25 protein-coding genes and 1 tRNA gene are annotated in these 24,057 nt (G+C 73.7%); 10 read left to right on the forward strand and 16 right to left on the reverse strand.

The window, feature by feature from the left end:
- Window positions 1–40: 40 nt before the first annotated feature.
- The 8 genes from ASF50_RS08340 to ASF50_RS08375 form a co-directional block, all read right to left on the reverse strand.
- Entirely contained in the window at window positions 41–1,750 is a 1,710-nt protein-coding gene (locus ASF50_RS08340; RefSeq protein ID WP_056904033.1) for a BCCT family transporter, read from the reverse strand.
- Between the two features lie 304 nt (window positions 1,751–2,054).
- Window positions 2,055–2,636 carry a LysR substrate-binding domain-containing protein gene (locus tag ASF50_RS08345; RefSeq protein ID WP_056904034.1) on the reverse strand — a complete coding sequence of 194 codons (582 nt, stop codon included), beginning with the start codon at window positions 2,634–2,636 and terminating at the stop codon, window positions 2,055–2,057.
- 17 nt (window positions 2,637–2,653) lie between these two features.
- The gene (locus ASF50_RS08350) at window positions 2,654–3,391 is read right to left on the reverse strand and encodes an FAD-binding oxidoreductase (protein ID WP_235557591.1); all 738 of its coding nucleotides are present in this window, start codon (window positions 3,389–3,391) and stop codon (window positions 2,654–2,656) included.
- Window positions 3,388–3,999: a sulfite oxidase-like oxidoreductase gene (locus tag ASF50_RS08355; RefSeq protein ID WP_056904036.1), complete on the reverse strand. Its 612-nt coding sequence runs from the start codon at window positions 3,997–3,999 to the stop codon at window positions 3,388–3,390. Before ASF50_RS08355 ends, ASF50_RS08350 begins: the two co-directional genes overlap by 4 nt.
- 77 nt (window positions 4,000–4,076) lie before the next feature.
- Window positions 4,077–5,069, reverse strand: a complete 993-nt coding sequence (locus ASF50_RS08360; RefSeq protein WP_056904037.1) for a hypothetical protein — start codon at window positions 5,067–5,069, stop codon at window positions 4,077–4,079.
- A 133-nt stretch (window positions 5,070–5,202) separates the two neighbouring features.
- Complete coding sequence (locus tag ASF50_RS08365; RefSeq protein WP_056904038.1) at window positions 5,203–6,240, reverse strand: Atu2307/SP_0267 family LLM class monooxygenase; 1,038 nt, start codon at window positions 6,238–6,240, stop codon at window positions 5,203–5,205.
- Window positions 6,237–7,367 carry a zinc-binding alcohol dehydrogenase family protein gene (locus tag ASF50_RS08370; RefSeq protein ID WP_235557592.1) on the reverse strand — a complete coding sequence of 377 codons (1,131 nt, stop codon included), beginning with the start codon at window positions 7,365–7,367 and terminating at the stop codon, window positions 6,237–6,239. Before ASF50_RS08370 ends, ASF50_RS08365 begins: the two co-directional genes overlap by 4 nt.
- 35 nt (window positions 7,368–7,402) lie before the next feature.
- A complete protein-coding gene (locus ASF50_RS08375; RefSeq protein WP_056904039.1) occupies window positions 7,403–8,353 on the reverse strand; it encodes a universal stress protein in 951 nt (316 codons plus the stop codon).
- A 147-nt stretch (window positions 8,354–8,500) separates the two neighbouring features.
- Here ASF50_RS08375 and ASF50_RS08380 point away from each other — a divergent pair, with 147 nt between their 5' ends.
- Entirely contained in the window at window positions 8,501–8,947 is a 447-nt protein-coding gene (locus ASF50_RS08380; RefSeq protein ID WP_056904040.1) for a pyridoxamine 5'-phosphate oxidase family protein, read from the forward strand.
- Window positions 8,948–9,077: 130 nt separating this feature from the next.
- On the opposite strand, the gene katG is transcribed toward ASF50_RS08380, so the two are convergent.
- Together katG and ASF50_RS08390 are read right to left on the reverse strand one after the other, a co-directional pair.
- Window positions 9,078–11,372, reverse strand: a complete 2,295-nt coding sequence (gene katG, locus ASF50_RS08385) for a catalase/peroxidase HPI (RefSeq protein WP_056904041.1) — start codon at window positions 11,370–11,372, stop codon at window positions 9,078–9,080.
- Window positions 11,373–11,433: 61 nt separating this feature from the next.
- On the reverse strand, window positions 11,434–11,865 hold the full coding sequence (locus tag ASF50_RS08390; protein WP_056864401.1) for a Fur family transcriptional regulator: 432 nt from the start codon (window positions 11,863–11,865) through the stop codon (window positions 11,434–11,436).
- Window positions 11,866–12,044: 179 nt separating this feature from the next.
- Between ASF50_RS08390 and ASF50_RS08395 the strand changes: the two genes are divergently transcribed.
- The 3 genes from ASF50_RS08395 to ASF50_RS08405 all read left to right on the forward strand — a co-directional run bounded on the left by ASF50_RS08395 (window position 12,045) and on the right by ASF50_RS08405 (window position 14,384).
- Window positions 12,045–12,605, forward strand: coding sequence for a PAS domain-containing protein (locus ASF50_RS08395; RefSeq protein WP_056904042.1), 561 nt, complete (start codon window positions 12,045–12,047; stop codon window positions 12,603–12,605).
- Entirely contained in the window at window positions 12,602–13,876 is a 1,275-nt protein-coding gene (locus ASF50_RS08400; protein WP_056904043.1) for a methyl-accepting chemotaxis protein, read from the forward strand. The genes ASF50_RS08395 and ASF50_RS08400 overlap by 4 nt, the downstream gene beginning before the upstream one ends.
- Window positions 13,877–13,973: 97 nt before the next feature.
- A complete protein-coding gene (locus ASF50_RS08405; protein ID WP_156718152.1) occupies window positions 13,974–14,384 on the forward strand; it encodes a hypothetical protein in 411 nt (136 codons plus the stop codon).
- Window positions 14,385–14,496: 112 nt separating this feature from the next.
- Here the strand turns inward: ASF50_RS08405 and ASF50_RS08410 are convergent, their stop codons facing one another.
- Both ASF50_RS08410 and ASF50_RS08415 read right to left on the reverse strand, forming a co-directional pair.
- Complete coding sequence (locus ASF50_RS08410) at window positions 14,497–14,697, reverse strand: hypothetical protein (RefSeq protein ID WP_056904045.1); 201 nt, start codon at window positions 14,695–14,697, stop codon at window positions 14,497–14,499.
- Between the two features lie 118 nt (window positions 14,698–14,815).
- Window positions 14,816–14,901, reverse strand: a tRNA-Leu gene (locus ASF50_RS08415).
- 102 nt (window positions 14,902–15,003) lie between these two features.
- On the opposite strand from ASF50_RS08415, the gene ASF50_RS08420 reads away from it, so the two are divergent.
- Window positions 15,004–16,371, forward strand: coding sequence for a M20/M25/M40 family metallo-hydrolase (locus ASF50_RS08420; RefSeq protein WP_082503063.1), 1,368 nt, complete (start codon window positions 15,004–15,006; stop codon window positions 16,369–16,371).
- Between the two features lie 24 nt (window positions 16,372–16,395).
- Here ASF50_RS08420 and ASF50_RS08425 read toward each other — a convergent pair whose 3' ends face one another.
- Both ASF50_RS08425 and ASF50_RS08430 read right to left on the reverse strand, forming a co-directional pair.
- Window positions 16,396–16,620, reverse strand: a complete 225-nt coding sequence (locus tag ASF50_RS08425; RefSeq protein WP_193661619.1) for a DUF5703 family protein — start codon at window positions 16,618–16,620, stop codon at window positions 16,396–16,398.
- A 34-nt stretch (window positions 16,621–16,654) separates the two neighbouring features.
- Entirely contained in the window at window positions 16,655–17,602 is a 948-nt protein-coding gene (locus tag ASF50_RS08430; RefSeq protein ID WP_056864405.1) for an aldo/keto reductase, read from the reverse strand.
- A gap of 95 nt (window positions 17,603–17,697) precedes the next feature.
- Between ASF50_RS08430 and ASF50_RS08435 the strand changes: the two genes are divergently transcribed.
- Window positions 17,698–18,522, forward strand: a complete 825-nt coding sequence (locus ASF50_RS08435) for an undecaprenyl-diphosphate phosphatase (RefSeq protein WP_056904046.1) — start codon at window positions 17,698–17,700, stop codon at window positions 18,520–18,522.
- A gap of 28 nt (window positions 18,523–18,550) precedes the next feature.
- Here ASF50_RS08435 and corA read toward each other — a convergent pair whose 3' ends face one another.
- Window positions 18,551–19,591 carry a magnesium/cobalt transporter CorA gene (gene corA / locus ASF50_RS08440; protein ID WP_162242278.1) on the reverse strand — a complete coding sequence of 347 codons (1,041 nt, stop codon included), beginning with the start codon at window positions 19,589–19,591 and terminating at the stop codon, window positions 18,551–18,553.
- On the opposite strand from corA, the gene ASF50_RS08445 reads away from it, so the two are divergent.
- The 4 genes from ASF50_RS08445 (at window position 19,590) to mshC (ending at window position 23,057) form a co-directional block, all read left to right on the forward strand.
- Entirely contained in the window at window positions 19,590–20,312 is a 723-nt protein-coding gene (locus tag ASF50_RS08445; RefSeq protein ID WP_056904047.1) for a histidine phosphatase family protein, read from the forward strand. The genes corA and ASF50_RS08445 overlap by 2 nt on opposite strands.
- 10 nt (window positions 20,313–20,322) lie before the next feature.
- The gene (locus tag ASF50_RS08450; RefSeq protein WP_056864678.1) at window positions 20,323–20,898 is read left to right on the forward strand and encodes a DUF3090 domain-containing protein; all 576 of its coding nucleotides are present in this window, start codon (window positions 20,323–20,325) and stop codon (window positions 20,896–20,898) included.
- 19 nt (window positions 20,899–20,917) lie between these two features.
- Window positions 20,918–21,694 carry an SCO1664 family protein gene (locus ASF50_RS08455; RefSeq protein WP_156697887.1) on the forward strand — a complete coding sequence of 259 codons (777 nt, stop codon included), beginning with the start codon at window positions 20,918–20,920 and terminating at the stop codon, window positions 21,692–21,694.
- Window positions 21,695–21,818: 124 nt separating this feature from the next.
- Window positions 21,819–23,057: a cysteine--1-D-myo-inosityl 2-amino-2-deoxy-alpha-D-glucopyranoside ligase gene (gene mshC / locus ASF50_RS08460; protein ID WP_056864680.1), complete on the forward strand. Its 1,239-nt coding sequence runs from the start codon at window positions 21,819–21,821 to the stop codon at window positions 23,055–23,057.
- Window positions 23,058–23,085: 28 nt separating this feature from the next.
- On the opposite strand, the gene ASF50_RS08465 is transcribed toward mshC, so the two are convergent.
- The gene (locus tag ASF50_RS08465; RefSeq protein ID WP_056864408.1) at window positions 23,086–23,934 is read right to left on the reverse strand and encodes a PAC2 family protein; all 849 of its coding nucleotides are present in this window, start codon (window positions 23,932–23,934) and stop codon (window positions 23,086–23,088) included.
- Window positions 23,935–24,057: the final 123 nt, after the last annotated feature.

Below are 24,057 nucleotides of genomic sequence, written 5' to 3' on the forward strand. Positions count from 1 at the left end.
GGCGCCCCTGACGCGCTCGTCGTGCCGCGGGTGCCGCTCGTCAGGCGCCCGGGGTGCGCGCCGGGTCGGGCACCGGGTCGGACGCCGCGTCGGGGTCCTTCTCGGTGGAGAGCACGAAGTCGTCGCCGTGCTCGGTGACGCCGGCGACCACGGCGCTCTCGACCGCCTCGACGGCGTACTGGCGGCGGACCACCAGCGGGTCGGTCGAGAGGTCCTTCACCAGCGAGACCGCCAGGCCGATCATGACGACGACGAAGGGCAGCGCCGCCACGATCGTGATGGTCTGCAACCCGGTGAGGGCGTCGTCGCCGCCCACCAGCAGCATCACCGCGGCGACGGCGCCGGTGGCCACGCCCCAGAAGACCACCGTGGGTCGGCGCGGCTCGGTCGTGCCGCCCTCCGAGAGGGTGCCCATGACGATCGAGGCGGCGTCGGCGCCGGAGACGAAGAAGATGGCCACCAGCACCATCACGACGACGCTGGCCACCGTGGCCAGCGGGAACTGGTCGAGGGTCGAGAAGAGCTGCGACTCCGCCGCGCCGTCGCCGAAGACGTCGATCCCGCTGTCCTGCAGGTCGATGGCCGTGCCGCCGAAGACGCAGAACCACAGCAGGCTGACCGCGCTCGGCACCAGCAGCACCCCGGTGACGAACTGGCGGATGGTGCGACCGCGCGAGATGCGGGCCAGGAACATGCCGACGAAGGGGGTCCAGGACACCCACCACGCCCAGTAGAAGACCGTCCAGGACTGCAGCCACTCCTGCGTCTCGGCCCCCTCGGCGCCGGTGCGGGCGGCCATCATCGGCAGGTCGCCGACGTAGCTGCCGATCGAGGTCGGCACCAGGTTGAGGATGAAGACGGTCGGGCCGACGACGAAGACGAAGAGCGCCAGCGCCACCGCGAGCACCATGTTGATGTTGGAGAGCCACTGGATGCCCTTGGCCACGCCCGAGACGGCCGAGAGCACGAAGGCCACGGTGAGCACCGCGATGATGCCCACCAGCACGCCGTTGCCGACCGGTCCGATGCCGGCGACGATCTCGAGCCCGCTGCGGATCTGGATCGCGCCCAGGCCGAGGGAGGCGGCGGAGCCGAAGAGCGTGGCGAAGATCGCCAGCATGTCGATGACCTTGCCGCCCTTGCCGCGGGCGTGACGGCCCAGCAGCGGCTCGAAGGCGGCGGAGACCAGCTGCACGCGGCCCTTGCGGTAGACGCCGTAGGCGATGGAGAGACCGACGACGGCGTAGATGGCCCACGGGTGCAGGGTCCAGTGGAACATCGTGGTGGCCAGCGCCGTCTGGGCGGCCTCGGGGTTGCCCGCCTCGCCGGTGCCCGGGGGAGGGGTCGTGAAGAAGGTGAGTGGCTCGCTGACGCCGTAGAACATCAGGCCGATGCCCATGCCGGCGCTGAACATCATCGCGATCCACGAGATGGTCCGGAACTCGGGCTCGTCGTCGTCACGGCCCAGGGGGATCCGGCCGTACTTGCCCAGGGCCAGCCACAGCACGAACACCACGAAGGAGCTGGTGGTCAGCACGAACAGCCAGCCGGTGTTGGTCATCACCCAGGTCAGCGCGTCGCTGGAGGCCGAGGCCAGCGAGTCGGTGCTGACGAAGCCCCAGACCAGGAACGCGACGGCCAGGGCGGCCGTGACGCCGAAGACGGCCTTGTCCAGGCCGGGGCGGGCCGGGCGCCCCTCCTCGACCGGGCGGTCGAGGGCGGGGTGGGTCTCGATGTGCTGCGGGATCACGGCCCCCGTGGGGGACTCGAACGCGTCGCGGGCGCGCGGGGCGCGCTCGGTCTCCGCTGGTGTCGGCGTGGACTTCGGTCGCTCTTGCTGTGTCGTCACGGGTCTCGGCGCGGGGACGCCGCCTCCTCGGTCGATCGGGGCACTGGGACGGGCCCGACCCGCGCGGGGCGCGAGAATCGGACATTCGACCATGTCAGGCGGCGCGCTGCGAGCACAACCCGGCTCACCCCTGCGGGCGATGTCCGACCGCGGATGTCCGCTCACCGGATCCCGGCGACCGGCCCGCGCCGATGACCCGGGGGTGTCAGCCGCGAGAGCTGCGCTCCGTGCGGCCCCGCACGATGCCGATGAAGGTCTGGATCCGCTCGTCGTCGCGGTCCAGCCGCCACGCCAGGCCCACCCGGGTCGGGGGGAGGTCGACGACGGGCCGGTAGGCGGTGTCCTTGCGTCGCAGCAGCCGCGCGACCGACATCGGCGCCAGCAGCACCCCGGTGCCGGCGGCCACGGTCTCCACCGCCTCGGGCAGGCTCATCACCGGCCACGCCAGCTGCGGCGCCTCGGGCCGCCAGCCGCTCACGTGGGGCCGCACCAGCTGCTCCTCGGCCAGGTCGGCCAGCTCCACCTCGTCGACGGCCGTCACGACGTGCTCGTGGCCGACCACCACGACCGGCACCTCCTCGTAGAGCGGGATGCAGTGCAGCACGTCGCGGTCGACGGGCAGCCGCACCAGGGTCATGTCGAGCGTGCCGTCGCGTAGACCCTCCTCCTGCTCCGGCTCCTCCACCGGCACCAGCTCGAGCGGCACGCGGGAGCGGCGGCGCCACGTCTCGGCCCACTTGTCGGGGGTGGCCCCGGTGACGAAGCCGACGCGGAAGGGGGTGGTCATGGGCCCGAGGGTACGGGTCAGCCGCTGGCCCCGAACTGCTCGACCCTGATCCCCGTCGCGCGCATCCCGGCCTCTCCGAGCAGCCGGGTGGCGAAGGAGGCGAACCCGGCCGAGCCACACACGTAGGCCCGGTCGACACCCTCCACCAGGTCGCGCACCTCGTCGACGTACGGCGGGGCCGCCACCCGCACCGACCCGTCGGCGCCGGTGAGGTTCTCGCGCGTCAGCGCCACGAGCGCGCCGGCGGCTCGCAGCTCCTCGGCGTAGGGCAGGGCGGCACGGGTGCGCCCGACCGCGACGACCCGGAGCCGGTCGCTCACCCCGAGCCGCCGGGCGTGGCGCAGCATCGCCACGGCCGGCACGACGCCGGTGCCGCCGACGACGCACACGGCCGGCACGAGGTCGCCGGCCCCGCCCCAGGTGAACCAGCCGCCGATCGGCCCCCGCAGCTCGAGCACGTCGCCGACCTCGAGCACCTCGTGGAGGAAGCCGGAGACCTCACCGCCGGGCAGGTGCTCGACCAGCAGCTCCAGGAGCGGGTCGCCCGGGTCGGAGGCCACGGAGTAGGACCGCTGGGCGGTGTAGCCGTCGTCGGCGCGCAGGCGGACCACGTAGTGCTGCCCGGGGAGGTGGTCGACGCGGTCGGCGACCTCGAGGCGCACCCGCAGCAGCGCCGTGCCCTCGTGGACGACCTCCACCACGCGGCCGGTCGTCCAGCGACCGACCGGGGCGGCCGCGGCGGGGGCGGTGCTCACGGGTCGCCCTGGTAGCGCTGCTCCAGCCACGGGTCGCCGCGGTCGTGGTAGCCGTTGGTCTCCCAGAAGCCCGGGCGGTCACGGTCCATGAGCTCCAGGCGGGTGACCCACTTGGCCGACTTCCAGAAGTACAGGTGGGGCACCAGCAGCCGCACCGGGCCGCCGTGCTCCGCCGGCAGCGGACGGCCCTCGTGCTCCCAGACCACCCACGCCCTGCCGCCGCGCAGGTCCGCCAGCGGCAGGTTGGTGGTGTAGCCGGTCGTGGCGTGCGCCATCACGTGGGTGGCCGACGTCGTGGGGCCGGCGGCGTCGAGCAGCGCGTCGACGGAGACGCCGGTGAAGCTGGTCCCCAGCATCGACCAGGTCGTCACGCAGTGGATGTCCCCGTCGTACGTCGAGCCCGGCAGCGCACGCAGCTCGTCCCAGCTCCACGTGGTCGACCGCTCGACCTCGCCGTCGACCGTCAGCGACCAGCGGGCGGGGTCGACGACGGGGGCGACCTCGGCGGTGAGCACCGGCCAGTCGCGGCCGGTGTCGTACTGCCCCGGGGGCAGCCGGTCGGGACGGCCCCGGCGCGGACGGCCGCTGAAGCCTCGGGTGACGGGCACGGGTGCTCCTCGGACAGGTCGTGGGACGGCGGGCAGGCCCCATCCTGCCCCGCCGCCCCATGCCCGCGCCGGTGGGCTCAGCCGCCGGCGGGCACGACGTAGACCACGACCTCCTCCAGGACGTCGGTGCCGCGCACGAAGTCCAGCTCGGCGACCTCCGCCCCCACGACGAGGTCGGCGGTGCTCCCGCTGTCGTCGCCGCCGCGGCGGCGGTCCACGACGCCGTCCTTGTCCCCGTCGTCGTCCCCGTCGTCGTCCCCGTCGTCGTCCCCGTCGTCGTCCCCGTCGTCATCGGAGTCGTCGTCGGAGTCGTCGTGGTCCTCGTCACGGGTCTCGAGCTCGATCTCGGTGTCGTCGGTCACCAGCCCGGTCAGCGTGTCGGTCCCGGAGCCGACCACGAGCTCGCCCGTGACGGCGTCGAAGGAGACGATCGCCCCGACGAGGTCGTCCTCGTCCTCGTCGTGGTGGCCGTCGCCGTCCCGGTCGCCGTCGCAGGCGTCGTCGCCGTGGTCGTCGCCGTCCTCGTCGAGACGTCCGTCGTCGTCGGAGTCCTCCTCGCCGTCGGGCGTGCCGTCGTCGTCGGAGTCGGAGTCGTCGGAGCCGAGCCCGAGCTCGTTCTCGTCCTCGTCGGCGACGCCGTCGGAGTCGGAGTCGTCGTCGTCCTTGGCGCAGGGCTCGCGGGCGTCGTCCTCGTCCTCGTCGGCCACGTCGTCGCCGTCGGTGTCCTCGTCGCCGTCGAGCGTGCCGTCGTCGTCGCTGTCGTCGTCGCGCGGGTCGGAGCCGCGCGCCGTGCCGCGCAGCTCGTCGGCGTCGTCCTGGCCGTCGCCGTCGGTGTCCTCGTCGCGCGGGTCGGTGCGCTCCTGCGACTCGCGACGGTTGCTGAGGCCGTCCTTGTCGGCGTCGCCGCGGGCGTCACCGGCCTCGGTCGGGTCGAAGCCGTGACGGCGCTCGTAGCGGTCGGACATGCCGTCGCCGTCTCGGTCGCGCGGGGCGGCGTCGGCGGTGGTGGCGAGGCCGGAGACGGCGAGGACGGCGACCGCGGTCGCCGCCAGGCTGCGGGGGATCGGCATGGGGGAGCCTTCCGGGGAGTGTCGCTGGACAGGGGGTCCCCCTCCCGGTCGGCCCCGCCCGGCCCGGGGTGAGGACTTCCCCGGCAAAGCCTCACCCCGGTGCCGCCCGGTGCGGCCCGGGGTGGCGCGGCGCTCAGCCGTCGAGCGCCCGGCGCACGCGGGGTGCGACCTCCGTGCCGAGCAGCTCGATGCCGTGCAGGAGGTTGTCGTGCGCGAGACGGATGTTGGTCATCTGCAGCGAGATCCGGCTGACGCCGCCGAGGTCGGCGTCGATGCGCAGCATCTTCTGCGCCACCGTCTCGGGGGAGCCGATCAGGAAGGCCCCGTCGGGGGCGACCGTGGCGTCGTACTGCGCGCGTCCCGGGGCACCGAACCCGCGCTCGCGACCGATCTTGGTGAACATCTCCTGCCAGCCGGGGTAGAAGTCGTCGGCGGCCTGCTCGTCGCTGTCGCCGACGAAGCCGAAGCAGTGCAGCCCCACCTTGAGGGTGGCCGGGTCGTGGCCGGCGCGGCGCCCGGTCTCGCGGTAGAGGTCGACCAGCGGCTTGAACCGCGCGGGCTGCCCGCCGATGATCGCCACCATCAGCGGCAGGCCCAAGCCACCGGCGCGGGCGAAGGACGACGGGGTGCCGCCCGCGCCGACCCAGATCGGGAAGGGGTCCTGCACGGGCCGGGGGTAGACGCCCTGGCCGGTCAGGGCGGGACGGTGCCGGCCCGACCAGGTCACGTGGGGCTGCTCGCGCAGCCGCAGCAGCAGGTCGAGCTTCTCGGCGAAGAGCGAGTCGTAGTCGTCGAGGTCGAGGCCGAAGAGCGGGAAGGACTCCACGAAGGAGCCGCGCCCGACGACGAGGTCGATGCGACCACCGGAGACCAGGTCGAGGGTGGCGAACTCCTGGAACACCCTGACCGGGTCGCTGGCGCTGAGCACCGTCACGGCGCTGTTGAGCCGGATGTCACGCGTGCGTGCCGCGGCGGCGGCCAGCAGCACGGCCGGTGCGGAGTCGAGGTACTCGCTGCGGTGGTGCTCCCCGATGCCGTAGCTGTCGAGGCCGACCTGGTCGGCCCGCTCGACCTCTTCCAGCAGGTGGGCGACCCGCTCCTGGGGACCGATCTCGCGACCGGTGTCGGGGTCGGTGACCACCGAGACGAAGCTGTCGATGCCGATCTTCACGCCGGGACCTCTCCTGCTGCTGCGACGACGACCTTGCCCACCACGTGGCCGTCCTCGACCAGGCCGTGGGCCCGTCGCAGCGTAGCGGCGTCGAGCGGCGACAGGACGGTGGTGGCGGTGGAGCGCACACGTCCGGCGTCGACGAGGTCGGCGACGCGGTCGAGGAGGTCGTGCTGGCTGCGCTGCTGCTCGCCGCCGGTCAGCGCGCGGGTGAACATCAGCTCCCAGTGCACCGAGAGGCTCTTGGGCTTGAGCGCGGCGATGTCGAGGACCTCGGGGTCGTCGATGGCGACGATCTCGCCGAAGGGGTCGAGGACCTCGGTGTAGAGCTCGAGCTGGCCGGGCTGCTCGACGCGGCTGGTGAAGACCCAGGCGACGCCGTCGGGAGCGGCGAGGCGCACCTGGTCGAGCAGGTCGTCGGCACGGTGGTCCACGACGGCCGCTGCGCCCAGCTGCTCCACCCAGGCCCGGGACTCGGCCCGTGACGCCGTGGCCACCACCCGCACACCGGGCAGCAGCTCGCGCACCAGCTGGAGCACCATCGAGCCGACGCCGCCGGCGGCTCCCGGCAGCAGCAGCGTGCCCTGACTGGCCTCGTGGAGGCGGAGCTTGTCGAAGAGGCCCTCCCAGGCGGTGATCGCGGTCAGCGGGAGGGCGGCCGCCTCGGCGAACCCGAGGGTGGAGGGCTTGCGCCCCACGAGGCGCTCGTCGACCGCGTGGAGCTCGGCGTCGGAGCCCTGCCGCATCAGGTGGCCGGCGTAGTAGACCTCGTCGCCGACCGCGAAGAGCTCGACCTCGGAGCCGACCTCGACCACCACGCCCGCCGCGTCGTAGCCGAGCACGCGCACCCCGTCGGGACGCTCGTCGGCGCGGTCGTCGGGGATCGCGCCGCTGCGGACCTTGGTGTCGACGGGGTTGACCGACACCGCCCGCACCTCGACGAGCAGGTCGCGCGGGCCCACCTCGGGGCGGGGCAGCTCGACGTCGACGAGCGACTCGGGGTCGGTGACCGGCAGGCACCGACGCAGTCCGACGGCGCGCATGGTCGTGCCGGGCGCGGTCGTGCCGGGCGTGGTGCCGGGTGCACTCGAGGTGTCGGGGGTGACGGCGGGGCTCTGTTCGCTCATGGCCCCGAGGATGCCCGGCGCCCGGTGAGCGCGGGTCAGCCGCCCGTCGTGGCCGCGGCCCGCCGGGTGCGCGAGCGGCGGGGTGCGACAGCCTCCGGGGCGATCAGCACGGGGCAGGTGGCGTGGTCGAGCACGGCCCGGGCGACCGGCCCGAGGTGCGACCCGACCGGCAGGAGGTGGTGCCGCCGGCCGACCACGACGAGGCCGGAGCGGCCGGCCGCGTCGAGCAGGGCCTCGACCGGCGGCTCGGGGCGCACGTGGAGCACCACCGGCACCTCGGGGAAGCCGGCGCGCAGGGGCTCGACGGCCGCTTCCAGCTCCCGGCGTGCGCGGCCCTCCCAGTCGGCGCGCACGGTGGTGTCGATGACGGGGGACCAGAGCCCACGGGCCCACCAGGAGTGCACCACCCGCAGGCTCGACCCGCGCTCGCGGGCCAGCTCGAAGGCCGTGCGCAGGAGCGGGTCGGCCTCGCCCGCGTCCTGCACGCCCACGGTGACCACCGAGGCCGCGCCGGCCGGGGGCCGTTGCCAGCCGGTGGGCACCGAGACGACGGGCACCGCGGCCCGGGCCGCCACGCCGTTGAGCGTGGAGCGGGTCAGCACGTGGTGCAGCCGACTGGTCGTGCGTCGCTCGAGCACCAGGAGGGCGCCGTGACGCGCGTGGTCGACCAGGTCGTGGACGAGCCCGCCGGAGTCCAGGCGCTCGCCGGTGACGACCGTGCCGGGCCCCCCGAGGTCGCGCGCCAGCCGGACGGCGCTGCTGACGGTGTCGTCGGCGGCGGCGTAGACGTCGGCGAGGAGCTCGGGGTAGCCGTTGGCCGCCCCCGCACGCACGACGTGCACGACGTGGACGGGGGCGTGGTGGCGCTCGGCCTCCTGCACCGCGAAGGCGACCGCGCCGGCAGCGCCCTCGGCGCCGACGGCCACGACGACGGTGTCGCCGGGCCGGCCGGGCGCGGTCTGGTCGGTGGGGCGGGTGCTGTCCATGGTGGCGGGTCCTCCCGGGTCGGTGACGGGACTGTCCCGTCACCCCCACGCTCCTCGCGCACCGCCCGTCGCGGACCTGTCCCAGGGCCCCGGTCCGCGGGACCTTCGCCCCTGCGGGTCGGGGGCCGGCCACGGCAGGCTCGCAGCATGGACACAGCCAGCGCACCGACCGGGCCGGCGGCTGCCGGCGAGCTCACGAGCGAGGAGTGCTGGGAGCGGCTGGCCCGGCACGAGCTGGGACGTCTGGCCTACCGGCTGGTCGACGAGGTCCACCTGGTGCCGATCAACTACGTCGTCGACGACGGAGCGCTGCTCTTCCGCACCGCGGCCGGCGGCAAGCTGCTCGCGGCGGCCCTGCACTCGGAGGTGGCGCTCGAGATCGACTGGCACGACACGTCGTCGGCGTGGTCGGTCGTGGCCCGCGGACGGCTGCGCCGCCTCGACGAGCGCGAGGAGCACCGGCTCGACGCGGAGGTGCGCCAGAGCTGGCTGGAGGGCCTGACGTACGACGTCGTGGAGCTGCGCCCCACCGTGGTGACGGGCCGCTCCTTCCAGCTGCGGGCCAGGCCCGCGGAGCTGGCCGACGCCGACTGAGCCGGCTGCACCACCGACGGCACGGAGCCGCAGGTCCGAGGACCTGCGGCTCCGTGGTGGTGCTGTGGTGGTGCTGGGGTGGTGCTGGGGTGGTGCTGGGGTGGTGCTGGGGTGGTGCTGGGGTCGTCGCTCAGTCGAGGTCGAAGCGGTCGAGCTCCATGACCTTGGTCCAGGCCTTGACGAAGTCGCCCACGAACTTCTCCCGCGCGTCGTCGGCGGCGTAGACCTCCGACAGCGCCCGCAGCTGCGAGTTGGACCCGAAGATCAGGTCGACCGGCGTGGCGGTGAAGCGCACCTCGTCGGTGGCGACGTCGCGGATCTCGTAGATGTTCTCCTCCGACTCCGAGGCCTTCCAGCGGGTCCCGGGGGACAGCAGGTGGGTGAAGAAGTCGTTGGTGAGCACGCCGGGCCGGTCGGTGAGCACGCCGTGGGCGGTGCCGCCGACGTTGCCGCCGAGGGCGCGCAGACCGCCCACCAGCACGGTCATCTCGGGCGCGGTGAGGTCGAGCATGTAGGCGCGGTCGACCAGGAGCACCTCGGGCTGGGTCTTCTCCCCGGGGCGCAGGTAGTTGCGGAACCCGTCGGCGCGCGGCTCGAGCACCCGGAAGGAGTCGGTGTCGGTCTGCTCCTGGGTGGCGTCGGTGCGACCGGCGCGGAACGGCACGGTCACCTCGACCCCGGCGTCGGCGGCGGCCTTCTCCACCGCGGCGGAGCCGGCGAGCACGATGAGGTCGGCCAGCGAGACCTGGGCCCCGCCCGCGGCGTTGAAGTCGCTGCGGACGCCCTCGAGCACGCCGAGCACGCGCTCGAGCTGCTCGGGCTGGTTGACCTCCCAGCCGCGCTGCGGCTCGAGGCGGATGCGGGCCCCGTTGGCTCCGCCGCGCTTGTCGGTGGAGCGGAAGGTCGCGGCCGAGGCCCACGCCGTGGCGACGAGCTCGGAGACCGTCAGGTCGGTGGCCAGCACCGCCTGCTTGAGGCGGGCGACGTCGGCGTCGGAGACCAGCGGGCCCTCGACGTCCGGCACGGGGTCCTGCCACAGCTGCGGCTCGGCGACCTCGGGGCCGAGGTAGCGGCTGATCGGGCCCATGTCGCGGTGCAGCAGCTTGTACCAGGCCTTGGCGAAGGCCAGCGCGAACTCCTCGGGGTTCTCCAGGAAGCGCCGCGAGATCTTCTCGTACGCCGGGTCCACGCGCAGCGCGAGGTCGCTGGTGAGCATGGTGGGCTTGCGCCGGGGGGCGTCCTCGGTCGGGCCGGGGATGACGTCCTCGGCGTCCTTGGCCACCCACTGGTAGGCGCCGGCGGGGCTCTTCTCCAGCTCCCACTCGTAGCCGAACAGGAACTCGAAGTAGTCGTTGCTCCACTGCACCGGGGTGCGGGTCCAGGTGACCTCGAGGCCCGAGGTGATGGCGTCGACGCCCTTGCCGGAGCCGAACTGGCTCTTCCAGCCCAGGCCCTGCTCCTCCAGCGGGGCGCCCTCGGGCTCGGGGCCCACGAGGTCGGCGTCGCCGGCTCCGTGGGTCTTGCCGAAGGTGTGGCCGCCGGCGATGAGGGCGACGGTCTCCTCGTCGTTCATCGCCATGCGGGCGAAGGTCTCGCGGATGTCGCGGGCCGAGGCCAGCGGGTCGGGGTTGCCGTTGGGGCCCTCGGGGTTGACGTAGATCAGGCCCATCTGCACGGCGCCGAGCGACTCGTGGAGCTCGCGCTCGCCGGTGTAGCGCTCGTCGCCCAGCCAGGTGTCCTCGGGGCCCCAGAAGATCTCCTCGGGCTCCCAGACGTCCTCACGGCCGAAGCCGAAGCCGAAGGTCGGCAGACCCATGTCCTCGAGGGCGACGTTGCCGGCGAGGACCAGCAGGTCGGCCCACGAGACCTTGGTGCCGTACTTCTGCTTGACGGGCCACAGCAGGCGGCGGGCCTTGTCGAGGTTGGCGTTGTCGGGCCAGCTGTTGAGCGGGGCGAAGCGCTGGCCGCCGTCGCCGGCGCCGCCGCGACCGTCGTAGATGCGGTAGGTGCCGGCGGCGTGCCAGCTGAGGCGGATCATCAGGCCGCCGTAGTGGCCGAAGTCGGCGGGCCACCAGTCCTGCGAGGTGCGGAGCACCTGGGTGACGTCCTGCTTGAGCGCGTCGACGTCGAGGCCGGCGAAGGCCTGCTTGTAGTCGAAGTCCTCGCCCAGCGGGTTGCTCTTGGTCGAGTGCACGTGCAGGACCGACAGGTCGAGGGAGTTGGGCCACCAGTCCTTGAGGCCGTGCGGGCGTCCGCCGGTCGTCGGGGTGGGGGAGTCGATGACCGGGTTCTCGCTCTCGCTGCCCTGCGCGGTGGCGCCGTCGTGCATGACGGGGCAGCCCTGCTCGGCCTTGCGGTCGACGCCCTGGGGGCTGACCGGGGCGGTGTCGCCCTGCGCGGCGCTCTGGTCCTGGTTGTCGCTCATCTGGAACCTTTCGGGAGTGGCGGTCACTGAGGTGATGGCTGGTGGTGGCTGCTGATCGGGGTCAGGCGGGGCGCGCGGCCGCGCACGCGGGGCAGGTGCCCCAGTAGACGACCTCCGCCTCGTCGACCTCGAAGCCGTGGTCGTCGGAGGCGGTGAGGCACGGCGTGTGGCCCACGGCGCAGTCGACGTCGCCGATGGCGCCGCAGCTGCGGCACACGACGTGGTGGTGGTTGTCGCCCACGCGCGCCTCGTAGCGCGCGACCGAGCCCGAGGGCTGGATGCGGCGCACGAGGCCGGCGCCGGTGAGCGCGCGCAGGACGTCGTAGACCGCCTGGTGGGAGACCTCGCCGAGGTCGGCCCGCACGGCGCTGATGAGGGTGTCGGTGTCGGCGTGCGGACGCTGGTGCACCGCGGCCAGGACGGACACCCGCGGCCTGGTGACCCGCAGCTGCGCAGCGCGCAGCCGGTCCTCGACGGTGGGTGAGGTGCTCATGCGCCTACTCTGGCGGCTTTTCTGGATCGAATCAAGATCTGGAGGCCGGTCGGCGTGTCCTCGGTCCCGACTCCGCAGGACCTTGGTCCCGACTCCGTGGCAGGTCCTACGCCGGGCGCCCCACCCGCCGATCGGGGCGTCGAGGGCACGCGAGGGCGGCCCGGGAGGAGACACCAGCCATGCGGCAGCAGCGGATCAGGCCCACCGGGGTCGAGCACACCTTCGCCGAGGACCGGATCATCGTGTCGAAGACCGACACCCGGGGTCTGATGACCTACGTCAACCAGCTCTTCGTCGAGATGAGCGGCTACGAGGAGGCCGACCTCGTCGGTCGCCCGCACAACCTCATCCGCCACCCCGACATGCCGCGCGCGGTCTTCCGGCTGCTGTGGGAGCGGGTCGGTGCGGGGGAGGAGATCTTCGCCTACGTCGTCAACCTGCGCGCCGACGGCGGGCACTACTGGGTGCTCGCCCACGTCACCCCCACCGTCGGGCCCGACGGCACCGTGGTCGGCTACCACTCCAACCGCCGCACCGCCTCACGGGCCGCGCTCGACCAGGTCCGCCCCCTCTACGCCGCGCTCGTCGCCGAGGAGGCCCGCCACGCCAGCACCCCGGAGGCGCTGGCCGCGTCCTCGGCCCTGATGGACGACCTGCTCGCCCGCCGCGGCACCACCTACGACGAGCTGGTCTGGTCGCTCGACGCCGCCGCGGCCCCGACCGAGGGGGCGGCGGCATGACGCTCCTCGACGACGGTCCTGTCGGGGCCGCGCACCCCGCCGACCCGGCCGACCCGCCCGACCCCGGTGACCGGACCGACCCCGCCGACCCGGCAGCCGCCCTGGCCGCCGAGGCGGCGGCGTACCGCTCGGCGCTGCTGGCCCTCACCGCCGTGTGCCGGGCCGCGGCCCGCGGCGACCTGGAGCCCCGGGTCGGCGTGCTCGGCGACGCCCCCGAGCTGCGCGAGGCCCGCTCCGCGCTCAACGACCTGCTCGACCTCACCGACGCCTTCGTGCGCGAGGCCTCGGCGTCGCTGGAGTTCGCCAGCGACGGCCGCTTCTACCGCACGTTCCTGGTGCGGGGGATGGTCGGCTCGTTCCGGGCCGGCGCCGGCACCATCAACGCCGCCACCACCTCCATGGCCGCCTCGCACGACGAGCTCGCGGCGCAGGACGCGCGCCGTCTCGAGCTCGCCGACGCCTTCGAGCGGGCCGTGCTCGGCCTCTCCGACCAGGTCGCCGCCGCGTCGACCGAGATGGAGTCGACCTCGCGCAGCCTGGCCGCGACGGCCGAGGGCACCGCCACCCGCGCGGAGGTCGTCGGCGAGCAGGCCGTCACCGCCTCCGACGCCGTCACCATGGCCGCGGCCGCCGTCGAGGAGCTCGCGAGCACCGTCGGGGCCATCGAGGCCCAGACCAGCAGCGCCGACGAGGTCGGCGTCGCGGCCTCGGCGGAGGCCGCCGCCGCCCAGCAGACGGTGGCCGGTCTCGTGAAGGCCTCCCAGGAGATCGGCGACGTGGTGCGCGTGATCAGCGAGGTCGCCGCCCAGACCCGCCTGCTCGCCCTCAACGCCACCATCGAGGCGGCGCGGGCCGGCGAGTCGGGCAAGGGCTTCGCCGTCGTCGCCTCCGAGGTCAAGAACCTCGCCGCCCAGACCTCCGAGGCGACCGTGCGCATCGAGGACCAGGTCGGGGAGATCCGCGCGGCCGCCACCGAGGCCGTCACCGCCATCGAGACGATCTCCGGGGGCGTGCGCGGGATGGGGGAGAGCCTGTCGGTCATCGCCGGCTCCGTGGGCGAGCAGCGGCTGGCCGCCCAGGAGCTGAGCAAGACCACCTCGCAGGCCGCCTCGGCGGTGACCGCGGTGACCGGCGAGGTCGCCACCATCACCGACGACACCCGCACCACGAGCACGGGAGCGGTCGAGATGACCAGCGCCTGCCTGGAGCTGTCACGTCTGGCCACCGACCTGCGCACCCACGTCGCCGACTTCCTCGAGCAGATCCGGTGACGCCGGGCGTCGGTGGGCCTGGTCTCGGTGGGCCGGGTCTCGGCCGCCGCTGCCGGCGATGCGGTCGCGGAGCCCCGGAGGAGGCAGCATCTGCGTCGTGAGCACGCCGTCACCCCGTCGCCACGGCGCGGCCTTCGTCCTTCCGCTGGCAGCACTCGTCTGGTCGGCGCAGGTGGGACTCGACGAGCGGGCCACCGGCGCGGACCTGTCCGCCGTGGCCGCCGTCAGCGGTGCGTCGGGTGCCGCCTGGCAGCTGCTGCACCGCCGCGACCTGGTCGACCGCCTGACCCACTTCGCGGCGGCCTTCACGGTCGTCGCTGTCCTTCTCTTCGCGGTGGTGGCGTGGGGCAGCCCGGTGTCGTCCTCCCTCGGCACGGGGGTCGGACTCGGCGGGGTCCTCACCGGACTGGTCCACACCGAGCAGTGGCTCCGCGGGCGCGACCGGCGTCGTGCCCGACGCACGACGCCGCAGGGCCCCCGCCAGCCACACGGCACCGCGGTCGACTGAGCCCGCAGGACGGGCCCGGTCGCGCCGTGGCGTGGCACCGGTGCCACGGCGTGGTCACCGTCGTCCGCGCGGCGGGCCGCACCCTGCCTGCTCGGCGAGGGTGACGGGGCGCCTACTCCGGCAGGGCGCGGCCGAGGACCGCGGCGATGGCGAGAAGGACGAGGAGCGCGCCGAGGTACGCCACGAACCACCGGTTGACCGCCGCCTGGTCGTCCCGGCGCCTGGCCCGCAGCACGGAGCGCAGGACGATCCCGCTGACCATCAGCACCACGGCGACGGGGAGCAGCGAGGCCACGAGCTGGAGCGACGTCACCGCCGCATGCTCCCACCACGACGATCGGGCCGCCTAGGGGCGGGTCCCGCGCCGCCGGCGGTGCACCCGGCACCCCGTGCAAATGACAGAAGGCCCCGTGGAGCCGGGGCCTTCTGAGTGTCCGAGGGGGGACTTGAACCCCCACGCCCTAATACGGGCACTAGCACCTCAAGCTAGCGCGTCTGCCAATTCCGCCACCCGGACGAGTGCGGTGGAACAGTAACAAAGCGTCGGCCGAAGTCCCGCATCGGGCCCCACCCCCACGAGGGGTCGGCCTCCGGGGCCCTCGGTGACATGCTGGGCGCCATGGGCAACCCCTCCTCCGAGCAACCCGACACGCACCCCGACACGCACCCCGACACGCACCCCGGGACCGAGCACGACCCGGCCGGCGAGGTCGTCGAGATCTGTCGCGACCTGATCCGGATGGACACCTCCAACTACGGCGACGCCGAGGGTCCCGGCGAGCGCAAGGCGGCCGAGCACGTCGCAGCCCTGCTCGACGAGGTCGGCATCTCCTCCCGGCTCTACGAGTCCGAGCCGGGCCGCACCAGCGTGGTGGCCCACTGGGGGGGAGACGGCTCGCGCGACGACGCGCTGCTGCTGCACGGCCACCTCGACGTCGTCCCCGCCGCGGCCGAGGACTGGCAGGTCGACCCCTTCTCCGGGGAGGTCCAGGACGGGTACGTGTGGGGCCGCGGCGCGGTCGACATGAAGGACTTCGACGCCATGCTGCTCAGCGTGGTCAGGGCCCGTGCCCGCGCCGGGCGGGTGCCCTCGCGCCCTGTCGTGCTGTGCTTCACCGCCGACGAGGAGGCCGGGGGCCACAAGGGCGCGGAGGTGCTCGTGCGCGACCACCGCGAGGAGTTCGACGGCGTCACCGAGGCCGTGGGCGAGGTCGGCGGCTTCAGCACCACGGTGCGGGGCCGGCGGATGTACCTCATCGAGGCCGCCGAGAAGGGCATGGCCTGGATGCGGCTGACCGCCCGCGGCCGGGCCGGGCACGGCTCGATGCTCAACACCGACAACGCCGTCACCCGGCTCAGCGGCGCCGTGGCCCGCATCGGCGCCCACGAGTGGCCGGTGCGGCTCACGCCGACCATGCAGGTGCTCCTCGCCGCCGTCGGCGACCTCGCCGGGGTCGAGGCCACCCCCGAGAACGCGCCGCGTCTGATCGAGGAGTTCGGCGGTGCCGCACGGATGCTCGGCGCGGTCATCAGCAACACCACCAACCCCACCATGCTGGGGGCGGGCTACAAGGTGAACGTCATCCCGACCGAGGCCACCGCCCACGTCGACGGCCGCTTCCTGCCCGGCTTCGAGGACGAGTTCTTCGCCACGCTGGCGGAGCTGACCGGCGAGGGCGTCGAGATCGAGTTCCTGTCGCACCAGCAGCCGTGGGAGACCCCCTACGACGGCGACCTGGTCGACGCCATGACGCGCTCCCTGCTCGCCGAGGACCCCGACGCCGTGGTGGCGCCGTACCTGATGAGCGGCGGCACCGACGCCAAGCACTTCCGGCGCCTGGGCATGCGCTCCTACGGGTTCGCGCCGTTGCGGCTGCCCGACGACCTCGACTTCACCGCGCTCTTCCACGGCGTCGACGAGCGGGTGCCGGTCGACGCGCTGGAGTTCGGGGCGCGGGTCTTCGACCGCTTCCTCGACGACGTCTAGGGCGCCGGACCGGCCAGGAGGGGCTCAGGCGGTGCGGACGGCCTTGATGATCTTGCGCCGCAGGATGACCCGGCGGGTGCCGTCGGAGCCGATCCGCACCCGGTCGAGCTCCCAGCCGCCGTGCTCGGCCCGCTCGACGAGCAGCTTGGTGACGACGTTGCGCGAGAAGTGACGGTCGAAGGTCACCTTGTCGAACTCCCACTCGACGGGCGACCACGAGGTACGTCGGTGCAGGGGCGCGCGGCTCACGGGGCCTCCTGGTGAGGTGGCGGGCGGTCTGGAGTCAGTCGGCGGAGACGTCGTCGAGAGCATCGGCGATCTCGGACGGGAGCGCGAGACCCTCGACGTCGAGGGCGACCCGCAGCTGTGCCGCCGTACGTGCTCCCACGATAGGCGAGGTGACCCCGGGCCGGTCACGGACCCACACCAGGGCCACCTGCAGCGGCGACCAGCCGAGACCGTCGGCGGCGCGGCACACGGCGCCGACGATGCCGGCGGCCCGCTCGTCGAGGTAGGGGTCCATGTAGGGGGCGTACTCGTCGACCGCGGCGCGCGAGTCGGCCGGGATGCCCGTGCGGTACTTGCCGGTCAGCACGCCGCGCGCCAGGGGCGACCACGGCAGCACACCGAGGCCGAGCGCCTGTGCGGCCGGGAGGACCTCGTCCTCGATCCCGCGGTGGAGCAGGGAGTACTCCACCTGGGTCGAGGCCAGCGGCACCCGCCCGGGCACGGCGCGCTGCCACGTGGCGGCCTGCGCGGTCTGCCAGCCGGTGTAGTTGCTCACGCCGACGTAGGACGCGCGTCCGGAGGTCACGGCCAGGTCGAGGGCGTGCAGCGTCTCCTCCAGCGGCGTCCCGTCGTGCCAGGTGTGCACCTGCCACAGGTCGACGTGGTCGACGCCCAGGCGCTCCAGCGAGGCGTCGAGCCCGGCCAGCAGCGCGCCGCGCGAGGTGCTGACCCGCACGCCGCCGCGGTGCGCCTCGAGGCCGCCCTTGGTGGCCAGCACCACCTCGTCGCGCCGCACCACGTCGCCCAGCAGCGAGCCGAGCAGCCGCTCCGAGCGGCCCTCGGTGTAGACCGGCGCGGTGTCGACGAGGGTGCCGCCGGCCTCGACGAAGGCGACCAGCTGGTCGCGGGCCTCGTGCTCGTCGGTGTCGCGGCCCCAGGTCATCGTGCCGAGGCCGAGGCGGGAGACCTGCAGGCCGGTCAGACCCAGGGAGCGCTGCTGCATGGCGACAACCTAGCCAGTGGCCGACGCCACGCACGGCGCGCCACGACGGTGGTGGTCGAGAACACCGGCGTCCGACGGGCCTAGAGTCCTCCTCCGTGCAGGAACTCCTCCAGGCCATCGTCCTCGGCGTCATCCAGGGACTCACCGAGTTCCTGCCGATCTCCAGCAGCGCCCACCTGCGGATCTTCCCCGAGCTCTTCGGCTGGGGCGACCCGGGCGCGGCGTTCACGGCCGTCATCCAGGTCGGCACGGAGCTCGCGGTGCTCATCTACTTCCGCAAGGAGATCTGGCGCATCGCCACCACGTGGCTGCGCTCCCTGGTGCGTCCTGAGTACCGCGGCCACCTCGACGCCCGCATGGGGTGGTTCATCATCGTCGGCTCGCTCCCGATCGTGCTGCTCGGCGTCGCGCTCAAGGACGTCATCGAGCGCGACTTCCGCAGCCTGTGGATCATCGGCACGACGCTGGTGGTGCTCGGTCTCGTGCTGGGCCTGGCCGACAAGCTCGGCCGCACCGACAAGCGGATCGAGCAGATCACCCTGCGCGACGCCGTGCTCATGGGGCTGGCGCAGGCCGCCGCCCTCGTGCCCGGCGTCTCCCGCTCGGGGGCCACGCTCTCGATGGGCCGCCTGCTCGGCTACGACCGCGAGGCCGCCACCCGCTACGCCTTCCTGCTGGCCATCCCCGCCGTCGTCGGCGCCGGAGTCTTCCAGCTCCGCGAGATCCCGGGCGGCGACAACCCCTACGGCTGGACCCCGACCATCGTGGCCACCGTCGTCTCGTTCCTCGTCGGGTACGCCGCGATCGCGTGGCTGCTGCGCTACGTCTCGACCCGGTCCTACACGCCGTTCGTCGTCTACCGCGTGGTGCTGGGCACGGCCGTCCTGGTGCTGGTCGGCACCGGCGTCCTGGCCGCCTGACCCGGCCGCCCGTCGGCGGGGGCCCGCGTCACAGCCAGCCGGAGCGCTTGAAGAACATCCACAGCAGCCCCGAGGTCAGCGCCATCAGGCCGAGCGCCATCGGGTAGCCCAGGGCCCAGTGCAGCTCGGGCATGTGGTCGAAGTTCATGCCGTAGACCCCGGCGATCAGCGTGGGCGCCGCGACGAGCCCGACGCCGGCGGAGATCTTGCGCATGTCGTCGTTCTGCTGCACCGAGATCTGGGCGGTGTGGGCGTCGAAGGCCGTCGACAGCAGCGCGTCGAGGGTGTCCACCGACTCCGCGGCCCGCACCAGGTGGTCGGAGACGTCGCGGAAGAAGGGGGCGGCGTCGTCGTCGATGCCGTCGACGTCGCCGTAGGCGAAGCGCCGCATCGGCTCGCGCAGCGGCATCACGGCACGCCGCACCTCGGCGATCTCGCGCTTGAGCGTGTAGATCCGGGCGGCGTCGCGGGTGCGCACGTCGGAGAAGACCGACGCCTCGACCTCGTCGACGTCCTCCTGCAGCGAGTCGACGACCGCGATGTAGGCGTCCACGACCCGGTCGGTCACCGCGTAGACCACCGCGGACGGGCCGTGGGTCAGCACGGACTCCTTCGACTCCAGGTAGCGCCGCGCCGACTGCAGCTCCGAGCCCTGCCCGTGGCGCACCGTGACGATGAAGTCGGCGCCGATGAACAGGCTGATCTCGCCGGTCTCGACGGCGTCGTCCTCGTCGACGTACCAGAGCGTCTTGAGCACCAGGAAGAGGCTGTCGCCGTAGACCTCGAGCTTGGGCCGCTGGTGGGCCTTGACCGCGTCCTCGACGGCCAGCGGGTGCAGCCCGAAGGCGAGCGCCACGTCCTCCAGCTCGTGCTCGGCGGGCTGGTGGAGCCCGACCCACACGAAGTCGCCCGGTTGCCGCACCGCGGCACGCATCGCGTGCAGCTCCTGGGGGCCGCAGTCCACCGGCACGCGCGAGCCGTCACGGTAGAGCGCACTGTCCACGATCACCGGCACACGGTAGGCCACGGCGGCCGGGCCGTGGGAGCGGCTGTCTAGGCTCGGCGCCATGGCAACCGTGATCCTCGTCCGCCACGGCCGCACGACGGCCAACGCCTCCGGCGTGCTCGCCGGGCGCACCCCCGGCGTCAAACTCGACGACACCGGCCGCGCGCAGGCCGAGCGGGCCGGGGAGCGCCTCGCCCCGGTGCGCCTCGCGGCCCTCGTCACCAGCCCGCTCGAGCGCTGTCGCCAGACGGCCAAGGCGCTCCTGGCCGCCCAGGCCGGCGAGGTGCCGACGCTGAGCGAGAAGGGCATCAGCGAGTGCGACTACGGCGAGTGGCAGGGCCGCGCGCTCAAGGACCTCGCCAAGGAGAAGCTGTGGAAGGTCGTGCAGTCGCAGCCCTCGGCGGCCGCCTTCCCGGGCGGTGAGTCGATGGCGACCATGCAGGCCCGCTCCGTGGCCGCCGTGCGGCGCCACGACGCGGCGATCGAGGCCGAGCACGGCCCCGGCGCCGTCTGGGTGGCGGTGAGCCACGGCGACATCATCAAGTCGGTCCTGGCCGACGCCCTGGGCATGCACCTCGACCTCTTCCAGCGCATCAACGTCGACCCCGCGTCGATCTCGATCGTGCGCTACACCGACAGCCGGCCCTACGTGCTCGCCACCAACACCCACGCCGGCGACCTGGGCTGGCTGGTGCCGCCGAAGAAGGCCCGCGGATCCCGGCGTACGTCGGACGCCGCGGTGGGTGGGGGAGCGGGTCCCGGCGACGTTGCCGGGCAGCCCTAGGGTGGAGCCCATGCCTGTCGTCCACGGATTCGACCCGCCCGAGCGGTTCGTCACGGGCACCGTCGGTCCGCCCGGTGCCCGCACGTTCTTCCTCCAGGCCCGCAGCGGCGCCCGCGTCGTCAGCGTGGCGCTCGAGAAGCAGCAGGTCGCGGCGCTCGCCGAGCGCATCGACGAGCTGCTCGACGACGTGATGTCGAGCGACCTCAGCGACGCCCTGGTGCCCGCGGTGGCACCGATCGGCACCGAGGACACCGCGCCGCTGGAGCAGCCGATCGACGAGGAGTTCCGCGCCGGCACGATGACGCTGTCGTGGGACCCCGACGACGAGCGCGTCGTGATCGAGGTCTTCCCCTTCACCGAGGCCGCCGTCGTGAGCCCCGACCAGGTCGACGAGGACTTCGAGGAGCCCGAGCCCGACGAGGTGCTGCTGGTGCGCCTGCCCGCCGGGCAGGCCCGAGCCTTCGTCAAGCGCAGCGAGCAGGTGCTCGAGGCCGGTCGTCCGAGCTGCCCCTTCTGCGGCAACCCGATGGACCCCGAGGGCCACCTGTGCGTGCGCGCCAACGGGTTCAAGCGGCGCGAGCCCTGACCCGGGGCGTCTGACCACCGTGGAGACCTCCGACCCGCTCGACGTGCTCGAGTCGGCCGAGCTCGTGCTCGAGGGCCGGATCATGCCGGCGTCCAACGCGACCTTCCTCGGCACCGTCGGCAGCACCCGCGTGGTCTACAAGCCGATCGCGGGGGAGAAGCCGCTCTGGGACTTCCCCGGGGCCACGCTGGCCCACCGCGAGGTGGCGGCGTACCTGGTCTCCGAGGCCACCGGCTGGGGCGTCGTGCCCCGCACCTGGCTGCGCGGGGGCCCGCACGGCCCGGGCATGGTGCAGCAGTGGCAGGAGCCCGACGCCGAGCAGGAGGCGGTGACGCTGGTGCCCGAGGGCGAGGTGCCGCCGGGCTACCTCCACGTCTTCGACGGCCTCGACGCCCGCGACCGGCCGATCGCGCTGGTCCACGAGGACACCCCGGCCCTGCGACGCATGGCGGTCTTCGACGTGGTCGTCAACAACGCCGACCGCAAGGGCGGCCACGTGCTGGAGATGGCCGACGGCCACCGCTTCGGCGTCGACCACGGCATCGCCTTCCACCACGAGCACAAGCTGCGCACCGTGCTCTGGGGCTGGGTCGGCGAGCCGCTCACCGACGAGGAGCGCGGCGCGGTCACGGCGGTCCGCGAGGGCTTGGCCGGCGCGCTCGGCGCGTCGCTGGCGCCCCTGCTCACCGACCTCGAGATCGACTGCATCGCGCGCCGCTGCGACCGGCTGCTGCACCGCGGGTCCCTGCCGGCGCCGCGCGGCGAGCACCCGGCGATCCCCTGGCCGCCGTTCTGAGGCTCGCGCCGTCCCTGAGCGCGCGCCCACCGCGCACGACGTCGCGCCGAACGGCACCGTCGAACGGCACCCCGAACGGCACCGTCCACCAGCGCCGTCGACCCGACTGGCTAGAGTGCGCGGCATGCGTGCCTGGCCTGCCCCGGAGATCCCGACCCTCCCCGTGAAGGGCCCTGCGGTCGCCCTCCACGACACCCCGCGCGGCGAGCTGGTCACCACCACGCCGACCGGCGCGGCCCGGCTCTACGTCTGCGGCATCACGCCCTACGACGCCACGCACATGGGTCACGCCGCCACCTACGTCGCCTACGACCTGCTCAACCGGGCCTGGCGCAGCGCCGGCCACGACGTCACCTACGTGCAGAACGTCACCGACGTCGACGACCCGCTCCTGGAGCGCGCCACCAAGGTGCACGTCGAATGGACCGCGCTGGCCGAGCGCGAGACCGAGCTCTTCCGCCAGGACATGACCGCCCTGCGCGTCCTGCCCCCGGCCGAGTACGTCGGCGCCGTCGAGTCGATCCCCCTCGTGGTGGCCCTCGTCGAGCGGCTCCAGGCCGCCGGTGCGGTCTACCGGGTCGAGGACGACCTCTACTTCTCGGTCACCGCCGACCCGGCCTTCGGCGAGGAGTCGGGCCTGGACCGCGAGGCCATGCTGCGGATCTTCCCCGAGCGCGGCGGCGACCCCGAGCGCCCCGGCAAGCGCGACCCCCTCGACTGCGTCGTGTGGCGCGGGGAGCGCGAGGGCGAGCCGTCGTGGCCCAGCCCCTTCGGCCCCGGCCGCCCGGGCTGGCACGTCGAGTGCACCGCGATCGCCATGGAGCACCTCGGGGGGGCCTTCGACGTGCAGGCCGGCGGCAGCGACCTGGTCTTCCCGCACCACGAGATGTGCGCCGGTCACGCCCAGGTCGCCGAGCCGGGCACGCCCTTCGCGCAGGTCTACTCCCACGCCGGGATGGTGGCCTACGACGGCGAGAAGATGTCGAAGTCGCGCGGCAACCTGGTGTTCGTCTCCGCGCTGCGCAACAGCGACGTCGACCCGATGGCGATCCGCGCGACCCTGCTGCGCCACCACTACCGCAGCGACTGGGAGTGGACCGACGCCGAGCTCTTCGACAACGTCGACCGCCTCGCCGAGTGGCGCAAGGCGATCGCCCTCGGGGCCGGCGCACCGGCCGAGCCGGTCGTCACCGAGGTGCTCGCGGCGCTGGCCGACGACCTCGACGCCCCGCGGGCGCTCGCCGCCGTCGACGCGTGGGTCGACGCCACCCTCGGCACCCACGGCCTGGCCGACACCTCCGACCCCGACGCGGCGCGCAGCGTCCACGTGCTGCTCGACGCTGCGCTCGGCCTGGCCCTCTGAGCCGGCCCCGGCCGGCGGGCGGCGCCGGTCAGTCGCCGTCGGTGCGGCGCTTGAGGTAGCGCTCGAACTCCCGCGCGATCGCCTCGCCCGAGGCCTCGGGCAGGTCGGTGGTGTCGCGGGTCTCCTCCAGGGAGCGCACGTAGTCGGCGACGTCCTCGTCGTCCTCGGCCAGCTCGTCGACCCCGCGCTCCCAGGCGCGGGCGTCCTCGGGCAGCTCGCCGAGGGGGATCGAGACCTCGAGCAGGTCCTCCAGCTGGCCGATGAGCGCCAGGGTCGCCTTGGGGCAGGGCGGCTGCGCGACGTAGTGGGGCACGGCCGCCCAGTAGGAGACCGCCGGCATGTCCACCCGCACGCAGGCGTCCTGGAAGACGCCCACGATGCCGGTGGGGCCCTCGTAGGTGGACTGCTCGAGCTTGAGACGGTCGACCAGCTCGGGCTCGGTCGCGGTGCCGGTCACGGGGATCGGGCGGGTGTGGGGGGTGTCGGCGAGCAGGGCGCCGAGGGTCACCACCAGGTTGCCGCCCAGCTCGTCGCAGGCCGCCAGCAGCTCGGCGCAGAACTGGCGCCAGCGCATGTTGGGCTCGATGCCGCGGATGAGGATGACGTCGCGGTCGAGGTCGGGCGGGGAGGCCACGGCGATCTGGGTGGTGGGCCAGGTCAGGCGACGGTGGCCGTGCTCGTCGACACCGACCAGCGGTCGGTTGACCTGGAAGTCGTAGAAGTCCTCGGGGTCGACCGCGCCGACGATGCGGGCGCCCCACACCCGGATCAGGTGGTCCACGACCGAGGAGGCGGCGTCGGCGGCGTCGTTCCAGCCCTCGAAGGCAGCGATGACGATGGGGTCCACCAGCTCGGAGCCGTCCTGGATCTCGATCATCGAGCCAGCCTAGGAGACGGGTGAGGATTTCGTCCGGTCCGCGGACCGGTGTCACGATCTGGGAATCCTGTCCGGCCCTCGGACGCTGTTCCTACGCTGGCCAGACCGCCCGCGCACGCCCGG

Origin of the sequence: Nocardioides sp. Leaf307, from assembly GCF_001423135.1 — a bacterium.
GTDB lineage: Bacteria > Actinomycetota > Actinomycetes > Propionibacteriales > Nocardioidaceae > Nocardioides > Nocardioides kribbensis.

What these genes read in the sequence shown, in the direction of transcription:
- ASF50_RS08360 (WP_056904037.1), bottom strand. Translation starts at nt 5,069, where the DNA reads ATGCCGATCCCCCGCAGCCTGGCGGCGACCGCGGTCGCCGTCCTCGCC.
- katG (WP_056904041.1), bottom strand. Translation starts at nt 11,372, where the DNA reads ATGAGCGACAACCAGGACCAGAGCGCCGCGCAGGGCGACACCGCCCCG.
- ASF50_RS08430 (WP_056864405.1), bottom strand. Translation starts at nt 17,602, where the DNA reads ATGCAGCAGCGCTCCCTGGGTCTGACCGGCCTGCAGGTCTCCCGCCTC.
- ASF50_RS08450 (WP_056864678.1), top strand. Translation starts at nt 20,323, where the DNA reads ATGCCTGTCGTCCACGGATTCGACCCGCCCGAGCGGTTCGTCACGGGC.
- ASF50_RS08420 (WP_082503063.1), top strand. Translation starts at nt 15,004, where the DNA reads ATGGGCAACCCCTCCTCCGAGCAACCCGACACGCACCCCGACACGCAC.
- ASF50_RS08465 (WP_056864408.1), bottom strand. Translation starts at nt 23,934, where the DNA reads ATGATCGAGATCCAGGACGGCTCCGAGCTGGTGGACCCCATCGTCATC.
- ASF50_RS08370 (WP_235557592.1), bottom strand. Translation starts at nt 7,367, where the DNA reads ATGAGCGAACAGAGCCCCGCCGTCACCCCCGACACCTCGAGTGCACCC.
- ASF50_RS08390 (WP_056864401.1), bottom strand. Translation starts at nt 11,865, where the DNA reads ATGAGCACCTCACCCACCGTCGAGGACCGGCTGCGCGCTGCGCAGCTG.
- ASF50_RS08445 (WP_056904047.1), top strand. Translation starts at nt 19,590, where the DNA reads ATGGCAACCGTGATCCTCGTCCGCCACGGCCGCACGACGGCCAACGCC.
- corA (WP_162242278.1), bottom strand. Translation starts at nt 19,591, where the DNA reads ATGGCGCCGAGCCTAGACAGCCGCTCCCACGGCCCGGCCGCCGTGGCC.
- mshC (WP_056864680.1), top strand. Translation starts at nt 21,819, where the DNA reads ATGCGTGCCTGGCCTGCCCCGGAGATCCCGACCCTCCCCGTGAAGGGC.
- ASF50_RS08345 (WP_056904034.1), bottom strand. Translation starts at nt 2,636, where the DNA reads ATGACCACCCCCTTCCGCGTCGGCTTCGTCACCGGGGCCACCCCCGAC.
- ASF50_RS08395 (WP_056904042.1), top strand. Translation starts at nt 12,045, where the DNA reads ATGCGGCAGCAGCGGATCAGGCCCACCGGGGTCGAGCACACCTTCGCC.
- ASF50_RS08380 (WP_056904040.1), top strand. Translation starts at nt 8,501, where the DNA reads ATGGACACAGCCAGCGCACCGACCGGGCCGGCGGCTGCCGGCGAGCTC.
- ASF50_RS08375 (WP_056904039.1), bottom strand. Translation starts at nt 8,353, where the DNA reads ATGGACAGCACCCGCCCCACCGACCAGACCGCGCCCGGCCGGCCCGGC.
- ASF50_RS08400 (WP_056904043.1), top strand. Translation starts at nt 12,602, where the DNA reads ATGACGCTCCTCGACGACGGTCCTGTCGGGGCCGCGCACCCCGCCGAC.